Annotated in this window: 21 protein-coding genes; 16 read left to right on the forward strand and 5 right to left on the reverse strand. The window is 62.9% G+C overall.

The genetic code is table 11. The features are described 5' to 3' along the window. Nucleotides 1–43 precede the first annotated feature (43 nt). Genes SKTS_RS00420 through pepP form a run of 3 tightly spaced genes read right to left on the reverse strand, consistent with a single transcriptional unit; the run spans nt 44 to nt 3,685 of the window. Nucleotides 44–1,219 (reverse strand): UbiH/UbiF family hydroxylase, encoded by a 1,176-nt coding sequence (locus SKTS_RS00420; RefSeq protein WP_173058737.1) that lies wholly within the window; start codon nt 1,217–1,219, stop codon nt 44–46. Beyond that, on the reverse strand, nt 1,219–2,382 hold the full coding sequence (locus SKTS_RS00425) for an FAD-dependent monooxygenase (RefSeq protein WP_173058740.1): 1,164 nt from the start codon (nt 2,380–2,382) through the stop codon (nt 1,219–1,221). The genes SKTS_RS00420 and SKTS_RS00425 overlap by 1 nt, the downstream gene beginning before the upstream one ends. Then, nucleotides 2,375–3,685 (reverse strand): Xaa-Pro aminopeptidase, encoded by a 1,311-nt coding sequence (pepP, locus tag SKTS_RS00430; RefSeq protein WP_173058743.1) that lies wholly within the window; start codon nt 3,683–3,685, stop codon nt 2,375–2,377. Before pepP ends, SKTS_RS00425 begins: the two co-directional genes overlap by 8 nt. 57 nt (nt 3,686–3,742) lie before the next feature. Here pepP and SKTS_RS00435 point away from each other — a divergent pair, with 57 nt between their 5' ends. From SKTS_RS00435 to SKTS_RS00510, 16 genes are all read left to right on the forward strand, one after another. Continuing rightward, nucleotides 3,743–4,705, forward strand: a complete 963-nt coding sequence (locus tag SKTS_RS00435; RefSeq protein WP_173058746.1) for a septal ring lytic transglycosylase RlpA family protein — start codon at nt 3,743–3,745, stop codon at nt 4,703–4,705. A gap of 83 nt (nt 4,706–4,788) precedes the next feature. Next, complete coding sequence (locus tag SKTS_RS00440) at nt 4,789–5,925, forward strand: D-alanyl-D-alanine carboxypeptidase family protein (protein WP_173058749.1); 1,137 nt, start codon at nt 4,789–4,791, stop codon at nt 5,923–5,925. Then, entirely contained in the window at nt 5,922–6,776 is an 855-nt protein-coding gene (locus tag SKTS_RS00445) for a D-amino acid aminotransferase (protein ID WP_173068775.1), read from the forward strand. Before SKTS_RS00440 ends, SKTS_RS00445 begins: the two co-directional genes overlap by 4 nt. Further along, nucleotides 6,773–7,054: a YbeD family protein gene (locus SKTS_RS00450; protein ID WP_173058752.1), complete on the forward strand. Its 282-nt coding sequence runs from the start codon at nt 6,773–6,775 to the stop codon at nt 7,052–7,054. The genes SKTS_RS00445 and SKTS_RS00450 overlap by 4 nt, the downstream gene beginning before the upstream one ends. 40 nt (nt 7,055–7,094) lie before the next feature. Then, nucleotides 7,095–7,745 (forward strand): lipoyl(octanoyl) transferase LipB, encoded by a 651-nt coding sequence (gene lipB, locus SKTS_RS00455; RefSeq protein WP_280513677.1) that lies wholly within the window; start codon nt 7,095–7,097, stop codon nt 7,743–7,745. Between the two features lie 87 nt (nt 7,746–7,832). Beyond that, entirely contained in the window at nt 7,833–8,774 is a 942-nt protein-coding gene (gene lipA, locus SKTS_RS00460) for a lipoyl synthase (protein ID WP_173058758.1), read from the forward strand. Continuing rightward, nucleotides 8,771–9,247, forward strand: a complete 477-nt coding sequence (locus tag SKTS_RS00465) for a YehS family protein (RefSeq protein ID WP_173058761.1) — start codon at nt 8,771–8,773, stop codon at nt 9,245–9,247. The genes lipA and SKTS_RS00465 overlap by 4 nt, the downstream gene beginning before the upstream one ends. Beyond that, on the forward strand, nt 9,247–10,095 hold the full coding sequence (locus SKTS_RS00470) for a PA4780 family RIO1-like protein kinase (protein WP_173058764.1): 849 nt from the start codon (nt 9,247–9,249) through the stop codon (nt 10,093–10,095). Before SKTS_RS00465 ends, SKTS_RS00470 begins: the two co-directional genes overlap by 1 nt. 66 nt (nt 10,096–10,161) lie before the next feature. Continuing rightward, a complete protein-coding gene (locus SKTS_RS00475; protein ID WP_173058767.1) occupies nt 10,162–10,482 on the forward strand; it encodes a hypothetical protein in 321 nt (106 codons plus the stop codon). Between the two features lie 60 nt (nt 10,483–10,542). Next, on the forward strand, nt 10,543–11,940 hold the full coding sequence (locus SKTS_RS00480; RefSeq protein ID WP_173058770.1) for a hypothetical protein: 1,398 nt from the start codon (nt 10,543–10,545) through the stop codon (nt 11,938–11,940). Between the two features lie 12 nt (nt 11,941–11,952). Continuing rightward, nucleotides 11,953–12,858 carry a metal ABC transporter substrate-binding protein gene (locus SKTS_RS00485; RefSeq protein ID WP_173058773.1) on the forward strand — a complete coding sequence of 302 codons (906 nt, stop codon included), beginning with the start codon at nt 11,953–11,955 and terminating at the stop codon, nt 12,856–12,858. Beyond that, nucleotides 12,855–13,643 carry a metal ABC transporter permease gene (locus SKTS_RS00490; RefSeq protein ID WP_173058777.1) on the forward strand — a complete coding sequence of 263 codons (789 nt, stop codon included), beginning with the start codon at nt 12,855–12,857 and terminating at the stop codon, nt 13,641–13,643. Before SKTS_RS00485 ends, SKTS_RS00490 begins: the two co-directional genes overlap by 4 nt. A 49-nt stretch (nt 13,644–13,692) precedes the next feature. Further along, nucleotides 13,693–14,880: an STAS domain-containing protein gene (locus SKTS_RS00495; RefSeq protein WP_173058780.1), complete on the forward strand. Its 1,188-nt coding sequence runs from the start codon at nt 13,693–13,695 to the stop codon at nt 14,878–14,880. 50 nt (nt 14,881–14,930) lie between these two features. Then, complete coding sequence (hslV, locus tag SKTS_RS00500) at nt 14,931–15,467, forward strand: ATP-dependent protease subunit HslV (protein ID WP_173058783.1); 537 nt, start codon at nt 14,931–14,933, stop codon at nt 15,465–15,467. An 80-nt stretch (nt 15,468–15,547) separates the two neighbouring features. Further along, entirely contained in the window at nt 15,548–16,867 is a 1,320-nt protein-coding gene (hslU, locus tag SKTS_RS00505; protein ID WP_173058786.1) for an ATP-dependent protease ATPase subunit HslU, read from the forward strand. A gap of 88 nt (nt 16,868–16,955) precedes the next feature. Further along, a complete protein-coding gene (locus SKTS_RS00510; RefSeq protein WP_173058789.1) occupies nt 16,956–17,732 on the forward strand; it encodes a hypothetical protein in 777 nt (258 codons plus the stop codon). 17 nt (nt 17,733–17,749) lie between these two features. On the opposite strand, the gene waaA is transcribed toward SKTS_RS00510, so the two are convergent. Both waaA and waaC read right to left on the reverse strand, forming a co-directional pair. Continuing rightward, nucleotides 17,750–19,018 (reverse strand): lipid IV(A) 3-deoxy-D-manno-octulosonic acid transferase, encoded by a 1,269-nt coding sequence (gene waaA, locus SKTS_RS00515; protein WP_173058792.1) that lies wholly within the window; start codon nt 19,016–19,018, stop codon nt 17,750–17,752. Next, nucleotides 19,015–19,974, reverse strand: coding sequence for a lipopolysaccharide heptosyltransferase I (gene waaC / locus SKTS_RS00520; RefSeq protein ID WP_173058795.1), 960 nt, complete (start codon nt 19,972–19,974; stop codon nt 19,015–19,017). Before waaC ends, waaA begins: the two co-directional genes overlap by 4 nt. Nucleotides 19,975–20,012 lie beyond the last annotated feature (38 nt).

Here is a 20,012-nt window from a genome sequence, read left to right on the forward strand (position 1 = left end):
ATTTCCTGAGAAAGTGTTAAGCATTTATAAAGACTGAAAGAGTTTAACCGAGTTCCCCGATGGCATGGCGCATCAGCCGGTTTTTCAGGCCGCCGAGGTGATTGGTCAGGCTCAGGCCGGTGTTGCGCAAGGTGCGCAGCAGGGGATCGGCGTTGTTGAAAAGTTTGTGCAGCCCGTCGGTGACCAGTTGCATGGCCAGGATGTCTTCCTTGCGCGCCCTTTCGTAGCGGCGCAGCAGGAAATGGTCGCCGCAATCGCGTTGCGCTTCGCGCTGCAGCAGTACCTGGGCGAGCTGGTGGGCGTCCTGGAAACCGAGATTGACGCCCTGCCCGGAGAGTGGGTGGACGTTGTGGGCGGCATCCCCGATCAGCGCCACGCGCGGCTTGACCAGGTGCTCGAGGTTGAGCAGGCGCAGCGAGAAGGCGGCGGGCGGCGTAATCAGCTGCAGTTCGCCCAGGGTGTTCTTGCCGGCCTCCTGCACGCGGCGGCAGAATTCGTCGCCGGGCAGCGCCAGCAGTTCCTGCGCCACGGGTTCGTAAGCCGACCAGACGATGGAGATCTTGTTGTCGGGCAAAGGCAGGTAAGCCAGGATGCCGTCCTCGCGGAACCACTGGTAGGCGCAATTGCGGTGCGGCTTCTCGACCGTGAAGTTCGCCACCACGCCGGACTGGCGATATTCGCGCGGCTTGGCCTCGAAGCCGGCATGGGCGCGCACCCAGGATTCTCGCCCGTCCGCGCCGACCACCAGCTTGCTGCGCAGCACGCGGCCGTCCTGCAGGGCCAGGATGGCGGCATCGTCGGCGACTTCCAGCGCGGCGCAGGCGGCGGGGCAGAAGATTTCCACGTTGGACTGCCCCTGCAGGGCACGCCACAAGCCATCCTGCATCAGGCGGCTCTCGGCGATGAAGGCGAGTTCCGCCACCCCGGCCTGGTATGCCGTGAAATCGAGCCGCGCCGCCGCATCGTCGCCCCACACGTGCATTTCATGCACCGGCGCGATGCGGCTTTGGTCGAGGCCGCCCCACACGCCGGACTGGTCGAGAAAACGGGCGTTGGCCGGGTTGACCGCGTAGATGCGCGCGTCCCAGCTGTCGTCCTGGGGCAGCGGCGCCGGTGCGCGACCCTCGATCAGCGCCAGCTTGAGCCCGCTGTCCTTAAGCGCCATGGCGAGCGAAGCGCCCACCAGGCCCGCGCCTACTATTACGATGTCAAAATCCATCAGCCCTTTGCTCCGAATATCATCTTTCGCGCGACCAGGCGCTTGGCCGCCGGCAGCAGGTCCAGCGCCGCCAGCCCGAGCCCGCGCCCGAGGCCGACGCCCGCGTAATCGTTGGAGAACAGCCGCACCAGCAGGTCGGTGAACAGGATGCTGCCGCCGGTATCGCGGCGGCGCCCCTCGCGGTAATGCTGCAGCATGGCCGGGCCGCCGATCTCGGCATGGGGGGTGTTGAGGATTTCCTCACCCAGTTCCCAGGCATCGCGCAGACCGAGATTGAACCCCTGTCCCGCCACGGGGTGCATGGCCTGGGCCGCATTGCCGATCAGGGCCATGCGCTGCGCCGTGACCGGGCGGGCGTATTTGAGGCTGAGGGGGAAGCTGGCGCGCTTGCCGGCACTGGTGAACGCGCCGAGGCGGTCGCCGAAGCGTTCGTGCAGCTTGGCGAGGAAAGCGCTGTCGTCGAGTTGCAGCAGGGCTTCCGCTTCGTCCGGCCGGGCGGTCCACACCAGGTCGTAACCCGCGCCGGAAGGCAGCAGCGCCATCGGCCCGAACGACGTGAAGCGTTCGAAGGCGACATGGCGGCGCGGACGTTCCGCGGTGACGTGGCAGATCACCGCAGTCTGGTCGTAATCCACCACGTGCCGTTCCACGCCGGACACCTGGGCCAGGCTGCGCCCGCCGTCGGCGAGCACCAGCAGGCTGGCGGTCACTTCGAGCTGTCGTCCGCCGTGTTCGAACTCCGCTACGCCGAATCCGGGCGTGGATTTCACGCTGCTTACCACGGCGCCGGTCAGATACAGCGGGTTGGCCTGGCGCAGCGCCTGGTGCAGGGCGGTGCTGAGCGCGGAGTAGTTGACCACGTAACCCAGCGCGTCCACGCCGCTTTCGGCAGCGGTCAGCAGCGCCCGCCCGAACCCGCCGCGCTGCGAAATGTGTATGGTCTCGATCGGCGTCGCGCCCTCGATGCTGTCCCACACCCCGAGGCGCTGCAGCAGGATTTTCGCGCCGTAGGACAAGGCCAGCGCGCGCGGGTCGGCGGGGCGGGGAAAATCGTCCTGGGCTTCCAGCACCATCACCGTGCGGTCGCTTTCCTGCAGCGCGAGCGCCAGTGCCGCGCCGGCAGGTCCGCCACCGATGATGAGTACGTCTACGTGGCTAAGCATTTCTTTTGTCCATCAGAGCTTCGATCTCCGCCACGGTCTTCGGTGCCCCGGCGCTGAGGACCTCGCAGCCGTCGTTGGTTACTGCCGCATCGTCCTCGATGCGGATGCCGATATTCCAGAAGTGCTCCGGCACGTTGTCGGCCGGACGGATATAGCAGCCGGGTTCAACGGTCAGCACCATGCCCGGCTTGAGCGTCCGCCACTCGCCGCCCTGCTTGTATTCGCCCACGTCGTGTACGTCCATGCCCAGCCAGTGACCGGTGCGGTGCATGTAAAACTGCTTGTAGCTTTCCTTTTCCAGCACTTCGTCGAGGCTGCCGTGGCACAGGCCGAAGTCGATAAAGCCCTGGGCCAGCACCCTGAGCGCCGCTTCGTGGGGCTGGTTCCAGTGGTTGCCGGGTTTCACGTGGAACAGCGCGGCCGCTTGGGCCGCCAGCACCAGTTCGTAGACATCCTTCTGCGCCGCGCTGAACTTTCCGTTGACTGGGAAGGTGCGGGTGATGTCGGCGGCGTAGCCGTCCAGCTCGCAGCCGGCGTCGATCAGCAGCAAGTCGCCGTCCTTGAGCGGGGCGTCGTTGAACACGTAATGCAGCACGCAGGCGTTGGCCCCGCCCGCCACGATGGAGGTGTAGGCCGGTGCCTGGGCGCCGTGGCGGCGGAACTCGTGCAGCAGCTCGGCCTCGATCTCGAACTCGCGCCGGCCCGGCCGCGTCTGTTGCATCGCCCGGATGTGGGCGGCGGCGGAAATCTCGCCGGCGCGGCGCATGGTGGCGATTTCCGCGGCGTCCTTGACGAGGCGCATTTCGTCCAGCAGTGTCCGCACATCCTGGATCGCTCCCGGTGCGGTGATGCCGCTGCGCACCTGTTCGCGCACGCTGTTGAGCCAGCCGACGGCGCGAGCGTCCCAGGCGCTGTCGGCGCCGAGGTGGAAGAACAGGCTGGGCTGGTCGGCGAGCAGCTTGGGCAGCATTTCATCGAGCTGGGCGATGGGGTAGGCTTCGTCGAAGCCAAACGCCTCTTTTGCTCCCTCGGGGCCATGGCGGAAGCCGTCCCAGATCTCGCGTTCGAGGTTCTTCTCGCGGCAGAACAGGATGCTCTTGTGCGGGTTGCCCGCCAGCAATACCAGCACTGCCTCCGGCTCAGAAAAGCCGGTCAGGTAATGAAAATAGCTGTCGAAGCGAAACGGGAAATGACTATCCCGGTTGCGCACGCGTTCCGGCGCCGTGGGAATCACCGCGACCCCGGCGCCCATGGCGGCCGCGAGGCGCTGGCGGCGTTGCTGATATACTTGGACGTTGCTCATTGGAAGATATTCGATAGAATTCGCATGATTATTCAGGATTTACCCGGCAAAAGCAAAATGACCCGTTTCCATAAAATCGGTTTCCTCCTCGCCGCTGTGGCAGCTTTCCAGCTGTCCGGCTGTTCCTCGGTCGCGCCGCGCGCAGAACGTCCGGCAAGCGTTGCCGCCAAGCCGATCAAGGGCGGCGGCTATTATCTCGACGACGGCCCGGGCGACAATCCCCCCGCCAATCTCGACGCCATACCCGACGCCGAACCCAGGCTCGAACCCTTGCACAAGTTCGCCAACCGGCCCTACACCGTGCTGGGCCAGACCTATACCCCGGCCACCCAGCTCGGCCCGTACAAGGCGCGCGGCATCGCTTCCTGGTACGGCCGCCGCTACCACGGCCAGAAAACGGCGGTGGGCGATACCTACGACATGTACACCATGAGTGCCGCCCACCCCACGCTGCCCATCCCCAGCTACGCCCGGGTGACCAACCTCAGCAACGGCAAGTCCGTCGTGGTGCGCATCAACGACCGCGGACCGTTCCACAGCAACCGCCTGATCGACCTTTCCTACACCGCCGCTTACAAGCTGGGCGTGCTGAACGGCGGCACCAACCAGGTCGAGGTGGAAAGCATCGACCCCGGCAATTACCAGGTGGCGACCGGCAAGCCCGCGGTCAATACCGCCGCGGCCGGCCCCGTTCCGCTGCAGCCCACGCCGGCTGCCGTGGCGCAACCGCTGGCACCGCCTGCCGAGAAAATCGCCGCCACACCGGCCGTGCCGCCGGCCACCGGCGCGGATGGCAGCGTATTCCTGCAGCTCGGCGCCTTCAGCTCGCGCGAAAATGCCGAGAATTTCAGCGGCAAGATGAAGCTGGGCCTGGGGGCGCTGGTGGAAAAAATCCAGATCGTCGACGCCGGCGGTCTGTTCCGCGTGCGCCTCGGGCCGTACGCCAGCCGTTCCGAAGCCAGTCAGGTGGCGAGCCAGATCGGCCAGGCGGCGAATATTTCTCCGGTCATTGCGCGCTAAGCAGGAAATTTCAGGGGCAGCAGGAACCCGGCCGGGGAGTGGCTGTCTGCTATAATTTTGCCGCTCTCACCTACGGAATTTATATGAAACGCCTGTTGCTGATTCTCGCCGCACTGTTCTTCTCCACCCTGGCCGCCGCCGAGCAAGTCCTGCCGCTCCCGCCCGCACCGCCCATCGCCGCGCGCGCCTACCTGCTCGCCGACTTCCCGAGCGGGCGCCTGCTGGTGCAGCAGGGCGCCAACGATCGCATCGAGCCCGCGTCGCTGACCAAGCTGATGACGGCCTATCTGACCTTCTCCGCGCTCAAGCAGGGCCGCCTCAAGATGGACCAGGTGTTGCCGGTTTCGGAGCGTGCCTGGAAAACCGAGGGTTCGCGCATGTTCATCGAGATGAACCGGCCGGTCACGGTTGTGGAGCTGATCCAGGGCATGATCGTACAGTCCGGCAACGACGCCTGCATTGCGCTGGCGGAGGGCGTGGCGGGAAGCGAGGAAGTGTTCGCCTCGATGATGAACCAGCAGGCCTTGCGTCTGGGCATGAAAAATACCCATTACATGAACGCCACCGGCCTGCCGCACGCGCAGCACTACACCACGGCTTACGACCTTTCCCTGCTGGTGGCGGCAATCATTCGCGACTTCCCCGAGTATTTCAAGTTTTACTCGATGAGGGAATACCGCTACAACAATATCACCCAGCCTAACCGCAACCGCCTGCTGTGGCTCGATCCCACGGTGGACGGCATGAAAACCGGCCATACCGAATCCGCCGGATACTGCCTGATCGCCACCGCCAAGCGCGACCCGATGCGGCTGATCTCGGTTGTGCTGGGAACGACCTCCGACCATTTGCGCGCAACCGAAAGCCAGAAACTACTCAACTACGGCTTCCAGTTCTTCGAAGGCAAGCGCCTTTACGCCAAAAACCAGACCATCTCCAACCTGCCGGTTTGGAAAGGCAGCGAGAAGACGCTCAAGGCTGGTCTCAGCCAGGATCTCCTGATCACCCTGCCCAAAGGCTACTACAGCCGCATCAAAGCTACGGTGACCAGCAAACAGCCCTTGCTTGCGCCGATTTCCGCAGGCCAGGTGGTCGGTGCAATCCATCTCACGCTGGACGACAAGCCCTTCGCCGATTACCCGCTGGTGGCACTGGAAAATGTGGCGGTGGGGAATATCTTCGGGCGTGCGCTGGATACCATCAAGCTGTGGTTCAAATAGTCTATCTGAACGGCGCCTTCCTCCCGCTGGAAGACGCCCGCGTGCCGGTGCTGGACCGCGGCTTCATCTTCGGCGACGGCGTGTACGAGGTAATCCCGGTCTACTCTCGCCATCCTTTCCGCCTTGCCGAGCATTTGCAGCGCCTGCAGCACAGCCTGGACGGCATTCGCCTCGCCAATCCCCATTCCGATGTCGAATGGCGTGAACTGATACGGGAAATGATCGCGCGCAACGAGGGCGAGGACCAGTACCTTTACCTGCACATCACGCGCGGCGTGGCCAAGCGCGACCACGCTTTCCCCAAGGACACGCCGCCCACGGTGTTCATGATGAGCAGCCCGCTGCTGCCCGCCGCCCAGGCGCTGCGGGAACACGGCGTGGCGGCGATAACGGCGCCGGACAACCGCTGGCTGCGCTGCGACATCAAGGCCATTTCGCTGCTGCCCAACGTGCTGCTGCGCCAGCTGGCGGTGGATGCCGGCGCCGCCGAAACCGTGATGCTGCGCGACGGGTTTCTCAGCGAAGGCGCGGCCAGCAATATTTTCGTCGTCAAGGATGGCGTTCTGCTTGCTCCGCCCAAGGATCACCTGATGCTGCCGGGGATTACTTACGACGTGGTGCTGGAACTGGCAGCCGCCCACGGCATTCCTTCCCGCGTGGGACCGGTGGCCGAAGACACGCTGCGCAGTGCGGATGAGATCTGGCTGACTTCTTCCACCCGGGAAGTGCAGGCCATCACCCGACTTGACGGCAGTGCCGTAGGTGCCGGCGAGCCCGGGCCTCTGTTCCAAAAAATGGACCGGTTTTACCAGGATTACAAGGCCACCATCATGCGCCAGCCCTCGCTATGAACGATCAGGACACGAACAACCAGGAAACCCTGCTGGAATTTCCCTGCGCCTTCCCCATCAAGATCATGGGGCGCATGGAGGACGGTTTCGTCGCCACCATGGTGGAAGTCGTGCTGCGCCACGCGCCGGATTTCGACGCCGCCAGCGTGACCATGAAAGCCAGCAGCAGCAACAAGTATCTGTCCCTCACCTGTACCATCAACGCCACCTCGAAACGGCAGCTCGACGATCTCTACCGCGAAATCAGCGCGCATCCGCTGGTGGTAATGGCTCTTTGAACGTGAGGAGTGAAGAGTGAGGAGTGAGGAGAAAGCGGCGGTGGGGGGGGTACTCCTCACTCCTCACTCCTCACCCCTCACTAGGCACTTAGGCCTTGTCGAATACCAACCGACCTTTGACGCCATGCAGGACTTCACGGCGCAACGAGGGCCTGCAACCCCGGACGAAATCTGGCTTTTGCAGCATCCGCCGGTTTACACCCTGGGCCTTGCCGGGAAGCCGGAACACCTGTTGCGCAGTAGCGACATCCCGGTGGTGAAGATCGACCGCGGCGGCCAGATCACTTACCACGGTCCGGGTCAGGTGGTGGCGTACATCCTGCTCGACCTCAAGCGGCACGGCATCGGCGTCAAGGAACTGGTGCGACGCATGGAACAGGCGGTGATCGACCTGCTGGCGACCCATGGCGTGGCGGCCGAGCGGCGCGACAAGGCGCCGGGCGTGTACGTGAACGAGGCCAAGATCGCCGCGCTGGGGTTGCGCATCCGAAACAATTGCAGCTACCACGGCCTGTGCCTGAATGTGGACATGGACCTTTCGCCTTACGCCAACATCAATCCCTGCGGCTACCCCGGGCTGGAAGTGACGCAAACCTGCGACCAAGGCGTGAGCGCCGATGCGGATACGCTGGCCGATGCGCTGGCGCGGCATCTTCAGCAGCAGTTGGGATATACTCAACCCCTTATTTGAATTGACAGGATTTGCAGGACGGACAGGACTTCGGGGCAATTTCGTTAGCCCGGTAAAGCCTGTCGATCCTGCCGGAATGGTTTTCTCATGGCTGACCCAAAACTTCACAAAGGCGCCGCCAAGACGTCGCGCATCCCCATCAAGATCGTGCCCCAGGAGCCGCTGCGCAAGCCTGCGTGGATACGCAGCAAGGTTTCGTCGGGCGGCAAGTTCGGCGAGATCAAGCACATCCTGCGCGAGCACGGCCTGCACACGGTGTGCGAGGAAGCCGCCTGCCCCAACATCGGCGAGTGCTTCAGCCACGGCACTGCCACGTTCATGATCCTCGGCGACCTGTGCACGCGGCGCTGCCCGTTCTGCGACGTGGGCCACGGCAAGCCCCTGCCGCCGGACGCCGGTGAACCTGAGCAGCTGGCGCGCACCATCGCCGCCATGAAGCTGAAATACGTGGTCGTCACCAGCGTCGACCGCGACGACCTGCGCGATGGCGGGGCCGGCCATTTCGCCGCCTGCATCGGCGCGGTGCGCGCAGCTTCGCCGCATACCCGCATCGAAACCCTGGTGCCCGATTTCCGCGGCCGCCTGGACGTGGCGCTGGAGATTCTCGGCGACCAGCCGCCGGACGTGCTCAACCACAACCTGGAAACCGTGCCGCGCCTCTACAAGCAGGCCCGTCCCGGCGCCGATTACGCCCACTCGCTGCAGCTGCTGCAGGCTTTCAAGCAAAAACACCCGGGCATCCCCACCAAATCCGGCCTGATGGTCGGGCTGGGCGAGACCGACGAGGAAATCCTCACCGTGATGCGCGACCTGCGCGCCCACGAGGTGGACATGCTGACCATCGGCCAGTATCTGCAGCCCTCGCGCCACCACCTGCCGGTCACGCGCTTCGTGACGCCGGAACAGTTCGAGGAATTCGCGCGGGCGGCAAAGGAAATGGGATTCAAGAATGCCGCCTGCGGACCAATGGTGCGATCCAGCTACCATGCGGATTTGCAGGCTTCTGATGTAACTGGAGAAAAGCAGTGATCAACAACGACGTGTTGCGCAGCATCCGCTATGCACTGGACCTGAGCGACGCGCAGGTGGTGGCGATGATCAAACTGGCCGAGCGCGACGTCGAGTCAGCCGATGTCGCGAGTTTCCTGAAGAAGGAAGACGAGGAAGGTTTCGTCGAGTGCGCCGACGATGTCCTGTCCGCGTTTCTGGATGGCTTGATCGTTCACCGCAGGGGCAAGATGGAACCGCGCCCGGAGACGGACAAGAAGCCGGAACGGCGTTTGACCAACAATGCCATTCTGAAAAAGCTGCGCGTGGCTTTCGAGCTGAAAGAAGAGGATATGCACAAGGTTCTGGAACTCGCCGGGTTCGGCGTGTCTAAACCCGAGCTGAGCGCGTTGTTCAGGCAAAAGGGCCACAAAAATTACCGGGCATGCGGCGATCAGCTGCTGAGGAATTTCCTCAAGGGCCTGGTAATCCGGCTGAGAGGCGACAAGCAGTAATGAAAATTCCAAAAAGACTCCAGCCGCTGGTCGAAGACGGCCTGGTCGACGAGGTCGTCCGGCAACTCATGAGCGGCAAGGAGGCGATGGTCTTCGTGGTTCGCTGCGGGGACGAAGTGCGTTGCGCCAAGGTGTACAAGGAAGCCAATAAACGCAGTTTCCGCCAGAGCGTGGATTACACCGAGGGCCGCAAGGTCAAGAACAGCCGCCAGGCGCGTGCCATGGAGAAGGGCTCGCGCTATGGCCGCAAGGCCCAGGAGGAGGCGTGGCAGAGCGCCGAGGTGGACGCCCTGTACCGCCTCGCCGCCGCCGGCGTGCGCGTGCCGAAGCCGCATAATTTCCACGAGGGCGTGCTGCTCATGGAGCTGGTGACCGACGACAACGGCAATGCCGCCCCGCGCCTCAACGATGTGGTGCTGACGGAAGAACTGGCGCGCGAATACCACCACGCCCTGCTGCAGCAGGTCGTGCGCATGCTGTGCGCCGGCGTGGTCCACGGCGACCTGTCCGAGTTCAACATCCTGGTCGGCAGCGAAGGGCCGGTCATCATCGACCTGCCGCAGGCCGTCGACGCTGCGGGCAACAAACACGCGAGCAGCATGCTGGAGCGCGACGTGAGCAACCTGGCGAACTACTTCGGCCAGTTCGCGCCCGAGTTGCGGGACACCGACTACGGCAAGGAAATCTGGGCGCTGTACGAGAGCGGCGAGCTGCATATCGAAGTCAAGCTGACCGGTCTTTTCGAGCACAGCGAAAAGCCGGCCGATCTCGGCGGCGTGATGCGGGAGATCAATGCCGCACTCGCCGCAGAAGCTGCGCGCCAGCGTCCGCAGGAAACGGAGCAGTAGCGCGATGTTGCTGGACGACTCGCCTTGCATTGTCCCTGCATTAAAAGAAGTGTAGGGTACGACCCCATGAAAGCCCGCGCGCGACTGCTATCGTTTCTGCTGCTAGCCTTCGCCTTGCTGTTCGCGCAGCAGGGCGCGGCGATGCACGCCCTGTCGCACCTGACCGAGCCGCTGCCTGGCCACTCGCAGCAGGACAAACAGCTTCCTCATTCTCCCGCCTGCGAAAAATGCGTGGCATATGCCGGCGTTGGCAGCGCTGTTGCTGTCAGTGGCCTGAGCCTTCCCCCTGCGGCCGTTGCGGCCACCCTCCTTGAATTCGAACCTGGCTGCCGCCTGCCGCAATCCGTCCGCCACTACTACTCCCGCGCGCCCCCTTCCATCGTCTGAACCTTCCTGTCGAATGGCCTTGACGGCCATTAATGATTGTTCGTTCTGACGAGGTTGCTTATGTATAAACGCAAGATCATTGCGTCCGGCATCATCATGATGCTGGGCGCGCCGCTATCCGCTGTTGCCGGCGAGAGTGCGGAAATGCAGCAAATCCGGCAAGAAATCAACGCGCTCAAGCAGAGTTACGAAGCGCGTATCCAGGCTCTGGAGCTGCGCCTGCAGAAAACTGAAGCCGCCTCCAGTGCCGCCGAGAGCCATGCTGCCCAGGCCGAAGCCGCCGCCAGCCAGGCCGCGGCGGCGCCGCCCGCCCCAGCGCCGGCAGACAACATCAACGCTTTCAACCCCGGTGTATCGCTGATCCTGTCGGGCTTGTACAGCAATCATTCGCGCGATCCGGCGGGCCATGCCATCACCGGCTTCCACCTGCCCCCCGCCGTGATGGCGGATTTGCAGCCGCAGCGCGGCTTCAGTCTGGCCGAATCCGAGCTTGGCATTTATGCCAGCGTGGATCAGCTCTTTTACGGCGGGTTGAATTTCGCCATTCACCCTGACAACACGGTGTCCACGGAAGAAGCCTTCATCCAGACCACGGCGCTCAACCACGGGCTGACGCTGAAGGCCGGCCGCTTCTTCTCGGGTATCGGCTATCTCAACGAACAGCACGCCCACGTCTGGGATTTTGTCGACGCGCCGCTGGCCTACCAGGCTTTCCTGGGCGGACAGATGAACAACGATGGCCTGCAGCTGCGCTGGCTCGCGCCGACCGATACCTATTTCGAGCTCGGCGCGGAAGTGGGGCGTGGCGCCAATTATCCCGGCACCGGGCGCGACAAGAACGGCTCAGGTGCCAGCGCGCTGTTCGCCCACCTGGGCGGCGACGTGGGGGACAGCAACAGCTGGCGCGCCGGCCTTTCGCTGCTGACGACTGCGCCGCAGGACCGCCAGTGGGACGACACGAACCTGGGCGGTGCGGGCGTTACCAACAGCTTCAGCGGCAACAGCAAGCTGTGGATCGCCGATGCGGTGTGGAAATGGGCACCCAACGGCAACGCCTATTACACCAATTTCAAGCTGCAGGGCGAGTACCTGCGCCGTGTGGAGGATGGCAGCCTGGTCTACGACCTCAACGGCGTCGCCGTGCCGGGCAGTTACGCCGCCACCCAGTCGGGCTGGTACTTGCAAGGCATTTACCAGTTCGCGCCTTACTGGCGTGCGGGCTTGCGCACGGAGCGGCTGGACCCCGGCAGCGTGGATTACGGCGTCAACGACGGCGTTTTGTCCCGCCCCGCTTATCGCCCTGTCCGCCACTCGCTGATGCTGGATTACAACCCCAGCGAATTCAGCCGCATCCGTTTGCAGTTCGCTCAAGACAAAGCCACTCAGGGCGCGACCGACAACCAGATATTCCTCCAGTACCAAATGAGCCTGGGCGCCCACGGCGCCCACAAATACTAAGAAGGAGCCGCCATGAACCGATATTCGAGATTTATCGCCGCCGCCATTTTGCTGGCTGTTGCCGCACCCGCTTCCGCCGCCCTCAATATCCTGGCCTGCGAACCCGAATGGGGCGCGTTGGCGCAGGAGTTGGGCGGCGACAAAGTGAACGTTTACAACGCCACCAACGCTTTCCAGGACCCGCACCACATCCAGGCCAAGCCCAGCCTGCTGGCTCGGGCACGCAATGCCGACATGCTGGTTTGTACCGGCTCACAACTGGAAATCGGCTGGTTGCCGGTTTTGCTGCAGCAATCGGGTAACCCGAAAATCCAGCCCGGCAAACCCGGTTATTTCGAGGCCGCGCGTTTCGTGCGCATGCTGGAAGTACCTACCCGCCTCGACCGCGCCGACGGCGACGTGCACCCCGGCGGCAATCCACATATCCAGACCGACCCGCGCAATATCGCTCTGGTGGCAACCGGGCTGGCAAAGCAACTGGCGGAGGCCGACCCGTCCAACGCCGCCTGGTACCAGGCTCGTTACCAGGCTTTCAGCGGTCGCTGGCAGCTTGCCGTGACGCGCTGGGAGAAAGAGTCCGCGCCGCTCAAAGGAGTGCCGATCGTGGTGCAGCACAAGGGTTTTCCCTACCTGGAAAACTGGCTGGGCCTGAGGGAGGTCGCGACGCTGGAACCCAAGCCCGGCGTGGAGCCGAGCAGCGGACACCTGGTACAGGTGCTGGAACAGCTGCAGCGCCAGCCGGCGAAGATGATCCTGCGTGCGGCCTACAATGACGGCAGGCCGTCCGAATGGCTGGCGGAGCGCGCGAAGATTTCCGCCGTGGCGCTGCCGTTCACGGTCGGCGGGTCGGAGCAGGCCAAGGACTTGTTCAGCCTGTTCGACGACACCGTGCAACGCCTGCTGGCGGCGGCGAAATGAGCGCCTCCCTGGAGTGGGGCCTGCTGCTGCCCGCTTTTCTCGCCGGCCTGCTGGTGCTCGCGACGCACGTGCCGCTGGGGATGCAGGTGCTGGCGCGCGGCATCGTGTTCATCGACCTCGCCATCGCCCAGATCGCCGGGATGGGCGTCATCGCCGCCGACCGGCTGGGGTTCGAGCCGCAGGGCTGGGCGGTGCAGTTGTCGGCAGTGAGCGCGGCCTTGCTGGGCGCGGCGGTGTTCACCTACACCGAGAAGCGCTGGCCGGAGGTGCAGGAGGCACTGATCGGCGTGGTGTTCGTGCTAGCCGCAAGCGGCGGCGCGTTGCTCCTTGCTGGGAATCCGCATGGCGGAGAGCAACTGCAGGATCTTCTGGTCGGACAGATCTTGTGGGCCAGCCCCGCCCAGTTGTGGCCGACCGCCTGGCTCACGGCCATTTTGCTTGGCGTGTGGCTGCGCTGGCGCGACCACCTGGGGCGCTTCGGTTTTTACGCCGTGTTCGCCTGCGCGGTGACCGCCTCGGTGCAACTGGTGGGCGTCTACCTGGTATTCGCCAGCCTGATCGTACCCGCGCTGGCGACTCGTCATTATCCGCCGCGCTGGCGCATGCCTTTGGCTTATTCGCTGGGTGGTATAAGCTTTGCGCTCGGGCTGCTGCTTTCCGCTTGGAGCGACTTGCCCTCGGGGGCAGTTATTGTGTGGATGCTGGCTGGTTTCGGAGTGCTCGGAAGCTGGGTTGGGCCGAAATCAGGTGATCCCCTATTGAGCGATCAAGGCAAAGCGGCCTAAAATGTAAAACTCTCGGTAGGATAATTTACGCATCTTGTAGGACAATTCCGTGTTTTCTTTCTTACGTAAGTCCAAACAAGCTGAAGCAACGCCAGCCCCCGTCCCGAAAAAGCCGGCGCCTTCTGCCGCGGCGACCGTGCCGCAGGAGCCCCAGCTTGCTTCGCCACTCGCGGCACCGGCTGCGGCTTCCCAGCCGGGCGAAGAAATCGTCGTGTTCGAAAGTATCAGCGCGGAAGCAGGATCGGCGGTCGAAGAGGCGGCGGTTTATTACGCAAACAACATGGCTGATCAGGCGCTGGCAACCCTGAGCCAGTACCTACAGGATTACCCGGAAAAAAAGGAAATGCAGCCGTGGCTCATGCTGTTCGACCTGTATCAGGTACAGAACAACAAGCCGGCATTCGACGAACTGTCGATGCAGTTCGTGGTCAAGTTCGAGCGCTCTGCGCCGATCTGGAAAATGCCCGCGACGCCCGCAGCGACCAGGAAGATCGATACGGCGCAGAAGGAAATTCTTGCCTTGGGCAGCAAACTCGCCATTAGTCCGGAGCTGGAAAAGCTCTGCCTGCTGGCGCAGAGCGCAAATGAAGCGAGGGTGGATGTACGCGATGTCGCAAGTGTGGAACTGAGCGGCTGCAAGTTGATGCAGGAAGGCTTGTCCGCTTGCCGCAAGAAGGGAAAACTGCTGCAGCTCGTTGGTGTGGAACATTTGATCGATGTGGTGAAAGAGCAGATCGTGGCTGACGGCCATGGCACCGAAGACCGCCTGGCCTGGCTGCTGCTGTTCGAGCTGTACCAGTGGCTGGGCAAGGAAGCGGAATACGAAGACCTCGCCATCGAGTACGCGGTAAATTTCGAAATCTCCCCTCCGGCCTGGGAGGCGGTCAAGCCGGCCCAGGTGGCCGCACAGGCAAAGCCCCAAACATCCGATCAGACTGCGGCGGGAAGCGAAACTGGCGAGTCTTTTGCCATGCGCGGCGTGATTTCAGAGTCCAGCCAGTCACAGTTGCAGGATCTGTCCAACTACGCGGCGGACAAGCAGGAAGTTCGCATCAACCTGGCAGAGGTGACGCGGGTGGATTTTGTCGCTGTGGGCAACTTCATGAGTGCATTGATCAACCTCACCCAGGCGGGCAAGAAGATTCTCATCCTGGACGCGAACGAAATGGTGCAGGCGCTGTTTCTCATGATGGGCATGTCAGAATTCGCCACCCTGATCCGCAAAAAGTCGCGCTGAGTCATTACCGGTCGGTACTATAATCAGCTTTTATCTTTTTGATCTGCCCTATGGAACAATATCACGGCACCACCATTCTTTCCGTCCGCCGCGGCACTAGCGTCGCCATGGGCGGGGACGGCCAGGTCACGCTGGGCAACATCGTGGTCAAGGCCACGGCGCGCAAGGTGCGCCGCCTCTACCATGACAAAATCCTCGCCGGATTCGCCGGCGGAACGGCGGACGCTTTCACGCTGTTCGAACGTTTCGAAGCCAAGCTGGAAAAGCATCAGGGCCACCTGCTGCGTTCCGCCGTGGAACTCGCCAAGGACTGGCGCACCGACCGCATGCTGCGCCGTCTCGAGGCCATGCTCACCGTTGCCGACCACGAATCCTCGCTGATCATCACCGGCAACGGCGACGTGCTGGAGCCGGAAGAAGGCCTGCTCGCCATCGGCAGCGGCGGTGCCTACGCCCAGTCCGCGGCACGCGCGCTGCTCGATCATACTGATCTGGCACCGGCCGACATCGTGAAGAAATCGCTCACCATCGCCGCTGATCTGTGTATTTATACCAATCAGAATCACATCATCGAAGTGCTTGAATAAGCTATCAGCCATCAGCAGTCAGCTGTCAGTAAAACCCTTCGACTGCTGAAAGCTGAATGCTGACCACTGAAGGCTGAATTATGTCCGAAATGTCCCCCCAGGAAATCGTCCACGAACTCGACAAACACATCATCGGCCAGGACGCGGCCAAGCGTGCCGTCGCCATCGCGCTCCGCAACCGCTGGCGCCGCTCGCAGGTCGCCGACCCGTTGCGCCAGGAAATCACGCCCAAGAACATTCTGATGATCGGCCCGACCGGTGTCGGCAAGACCGAAATCGCCCGTCGTCTGGCCAAGCTCGCCAATGCCCCGTTCATCAAGGTGGAAGCGACCAAATTCACCGAAGTCGGCTACGTCGGTCGCGACGTGGACTCGATCATCCGCGACCTGGTGGAAATTGCCATCAAACAGACGCGTGAGCAGGAAACGCGCAAAGTCCAGTTCCGTGCCGAGGAACACGCCGAAGAGCGCATTCTCGATGCATTGCTTCCGCCGGCACGCGATGGCGGCGATGTTGACAAGGAAGGCGCCACGCGGCAGAAATTCCGCAAAATGCTGCGCGAGGGACAACTGGACGACAAGGAAATCGAGATCGACGTCGCCACCCCTCAGGCGCATATGGAAATCTTCGCCCCGCCCGGCATGGAGGACCTTACTTCGCAGATCCAGGGCATGTTCCAGAACATGGGCACCACGCGCAGCAAAACCCGCAAGCTCAGGATTCGCGAAGCGATGAAGCTGCTGAGCGAGGAGGAAGCGCTCAAGCTGGTCAACGACGAGGAGCTTAAAATCGCAGCGGTGCATAACGCGGAACAGAACGGCATCGTGTTCCTCGACGAGATCGACAAGATCACCAGCCGTTCGGAGAGCTCCGGCGCCGAAGTGTCGCGCCAGGGCGTGCAGCGCGACCTGCTACCGCTGGTAGAAGGCACCACCGTCACCACCAAGTACGGCATGGTCAAGACCGACCACATCCTGTTCATCTGCAGCGGCGCGTTCCACCTCGCCAAGCCCTCCGACCTCGTGCCCGAGCTGCAGGGGCGGCTGCCCATCCGCGTCGAACTCACCAGCCTGAGCGTGAGCGATTTCGAACAAATCCTCACCAGTACCGATGCCTGTCTTACCCGGCAGTATCAGGCGCTGCTCGAAACGGAAGGCGTCAAGCTCGAATTCAGTGTGGATGCCGTGCGCCGCCTGGCCGAAATCGCTTTTGAGGTGAATGAGCGCACTGAAAATATCGGTGCGCGCCGCCTGCACACGGTGATGGAAAAGCTGCTCGAAGAAATTTCCTATGACGCCGCGCGGCACAGCGGCAAGACCGTTTCCATTGACGCCGGCTACGTGGACAGCCGGCTCAAGGAGCTGGCGCAGAGCGAGGATCTGGCGCGCTACGTGCTCTGAGCCGCACGAAGGCGCAGGCTAGAAAAACTTGCAAACTCCTTTCGTCTAGTTGATAATCATTCTCAACTAGACGAAAGGAGTTACTGTAATGAAATTTTTACCGCTTGCTTGTGGCTTGCTCGCCACCGTGACTTTTACCTTAGGCAGTACGACCGTACTGGCTGCGCCGGACGAGATCCAGGTTTATACCGAGGAAATGGACGATCCGAGGGAGTTTGGCCTCGAGTTGCATGTCAATTACGCTATCACCGGCGCCAAGGAGCCTTCTTATGAGGGGGAGATGCCCGGCCACCATATGCTGCAGATGACGCCGGAGTTTTCCTACGGCATCACCAAATCGTGGGAAGCCGGCTTGTACCTTCCCTTTGCACTCAACCCGGACGGCAATCTCTACAACAACGGGCTGCGGCTGCGCATGAAATACATGGCGCCACGGGATGACGGCGCAAGACTGTTCTGGGGGCTGAACACCGAAGTGGGATATTCGACGCGGCGCGTTTCGGAGAGTTACTGGGGCATGGAATTGCGCCCCATCATTGGCTATCGGGACGAGGCCTGGCTGTTGAGTTTCAACCCGATACTGAACCTGAGCCTGTCTGACAACGTCAGCCGTGCACCCCAGTTCGAGCCGGCGCTGAAAATCACGCACGCCGCGGGCGAAGGCATTCAGGCCGGTTTCGAGTATTACGGCGAGTATGGCCCGCTGCACCAGATCCTGCCTGCGGACCAGCGCAGCCACTCGCTGTACGCCGTGATGGATGTTGCCAGGGGGGATCTGGACGTCAATTTCGGCGTTGGCCGGGGCTTCGGCGCGAACCCCGACAAATGGGTGGCGAAGGCGATCATCGCATTTCCATTCAAATAGTCCGGCGCATCATGTCGTTAATGTGATGGTGGCAGCAATCCTTGCAGTAAAGCCATCACGCGCCCGGTTGCCCCTTGATGCCGGCACGTGAACTCCAGCCCGGCCTGACCCATGCGCTGGCGCAACTCGGCGCTCTCCAGTAATTTCTGCAACGCCCGCGCCAACTCGGCTTCATCCGCGACCCGCAGCGCAGCACCTGCCTCCACCGCGCGTTCGGCCGCATCGGCAAAGTTGAAGGTATGCCTGCCGAGGAGCGCCGGTTTACCCACGCTGCAGGCTTCAATCAGGTTTTGGCCGCCGAACGGCAACAGGCTGCCGCCGATGAACGCCACATCGCAGGCGGCGTAGTAGGCGAACATTTCTCCCATGCTGTCGCCCAGCACGACTTGCGTCTCCACAGCGATGGCCTGCCGCGCGCTGCGCCGCTGATAACGCAGGCCGCGCCGTTCCAGCAGTTGCGCAACTTCGTCGAAGCGCTGCGGGTGACGGGGAACGATAACGGTCAGTAGTCCCGGGACGGTCAAGCCGCCCAATGCGTCGAGAATGCGCTCCTCCTCGCCATCACGGGTGCTTGCGGCGAGAAACACCTTCCGATCCGGGCCGAAGCCCTGGCGCAAGCTGCGGCCGAGCGTCAAAGCCGCATCGGGTGGAGCAATGTCGTATTTGAGGTTGCCCATCACAACAACATCCTGCGCTCCCAGGGCGGTCAGGCGCTGGGCGTCTTCCGCGGTCTGCGCCGCAACAGCGGTAAGCTGGCGCAAGCTGGCTTGAATGAGACCGCCGAAGCGCGCATAGCGGCGCGCCGATTTCTGCGACAGGCGCGCGTTCACCAGGCACAGCGGCACCTCTGCGTCGTGGCAGGCTTGCACCAGGTTGGGCCAGATCTCGGTTTCCAGTAGCACGCCGAGTTGCGGCCTGAAGTGTGCAAGGAAACGCCGCACCGCGAAAGGGTAATCGTAAGGCAAGTAGCAGCGCAACACATCGGTTCCGAACAGCTGCTCCCCCGCCTCGCGCCCCGTGGGCGTCATGTGGGTCAGGAGGATTTGATGCGTCGGGTAACTGGCCTGCAGGGCTTTGATCAGCGGCGCTGCGGCGCGGGTTTCACCCACTGAAACGGTATGCAGCCAGATAACCGGGCGCATGGAACGGGTCGCATAGCGTCCGAAGCGTTCGTCCCAGTGCTGCAGGTATTCAGGCTGGCGCCGTGCGCGCCACAGCAGGTGAAAAACCACATAGGGGAGCAGCAGATACAGTAGCGCCGCGTAAAGCCAGCGTCGCCAATTCATGCTGCCATTACCCCGGAAAGCGCTGCGATGACCTCTTCAGGGTTCGGTATCCGGCCTGCTTGCCCCAGGTTGACGCCAGGTCCGGCGGTATAAACCCCGGTCAGTCCTGGTTCGGAGGCGCAGTAGAGGGCGACCACCGGCACTTTCAAGGCGGCGGCAAGATGTGTCAGCCCGGTGTCCACGCCGACCACGGCGCGGGCGTTGCCCAGCAGCGCTGCGGCCTGGGTCAGGTTCAGGCGCGGCGCAACGAGGGCATTCGCCATCTGCGCTGCGAGGCGTTCGCTGCGCTCCTTTTCCTGCGAGCTCCCCCAGGGCAGGATGCAGCTCATGCCGGAAGCGTGGAGATGGGCCGCGAGCAGCAGCCAGTCGGCTTCGGGCCATTCCTTGTCGGCACGACTGGTGGCGTGGAGCAGCACGGCATAAGGCTGCGAGGACAGCCACGACAATTCCGTCTGCGGCGTCGCTACGCCGTAGTCCACCGGCGTGTCGGGCTCATACCCGAGCGCCCGCCCCGCCAGACGGCGATTGCGCTCCACCGCGTGGAGGTTTTTCGGGATGGCGATGGTCTTGTCGTAGGCCAATGCCGCGATCGCTTCGCGCGCGCTGGCGCGGTCATAACCGCAGTGCGGGCCGGGTGCGAGGAGCGTGATGGCCGCGCTTTTGACCAAACCCTGGCTGTCCAGAACCATGTCATAGCGTAGCGATTGCAGTGCCTGTCGGAATGCCGCCATTTCCCGCCAGGTGGCGGGATTGAGCAAAGCGCGCCGCCAGCGCCGCACCGCCACAGGAATGACCCGGCTGACGCCAGGGTGCAAGGCAGGCAATTCGACGAAATTCTCTTCCACTACCCAATCGATCCTGGCATCCGGGAAATGGGTGCGAATGTCCGTGATAGCGGGAAGTTGATGGATGACGTCGCCCAATGAAGAGGTCTTGACCAGCAAAATTTTCAGCATGCGCTATTCTAGCCTACCCTGCCGACAGGCATAATGGC

The sequence above is a fragment of the Sulfurimicrobium lacus genome (assembly GCF_011764585.1).
In the GTDB taxonomy this organism is placed as follows: Bacteria; Pseudomonadota; Gammaproteobacteria; order Burkholderiales; family Sulfuricellaceae; genus Sulfurimicrobium; species Sulfurimicrobium lacus.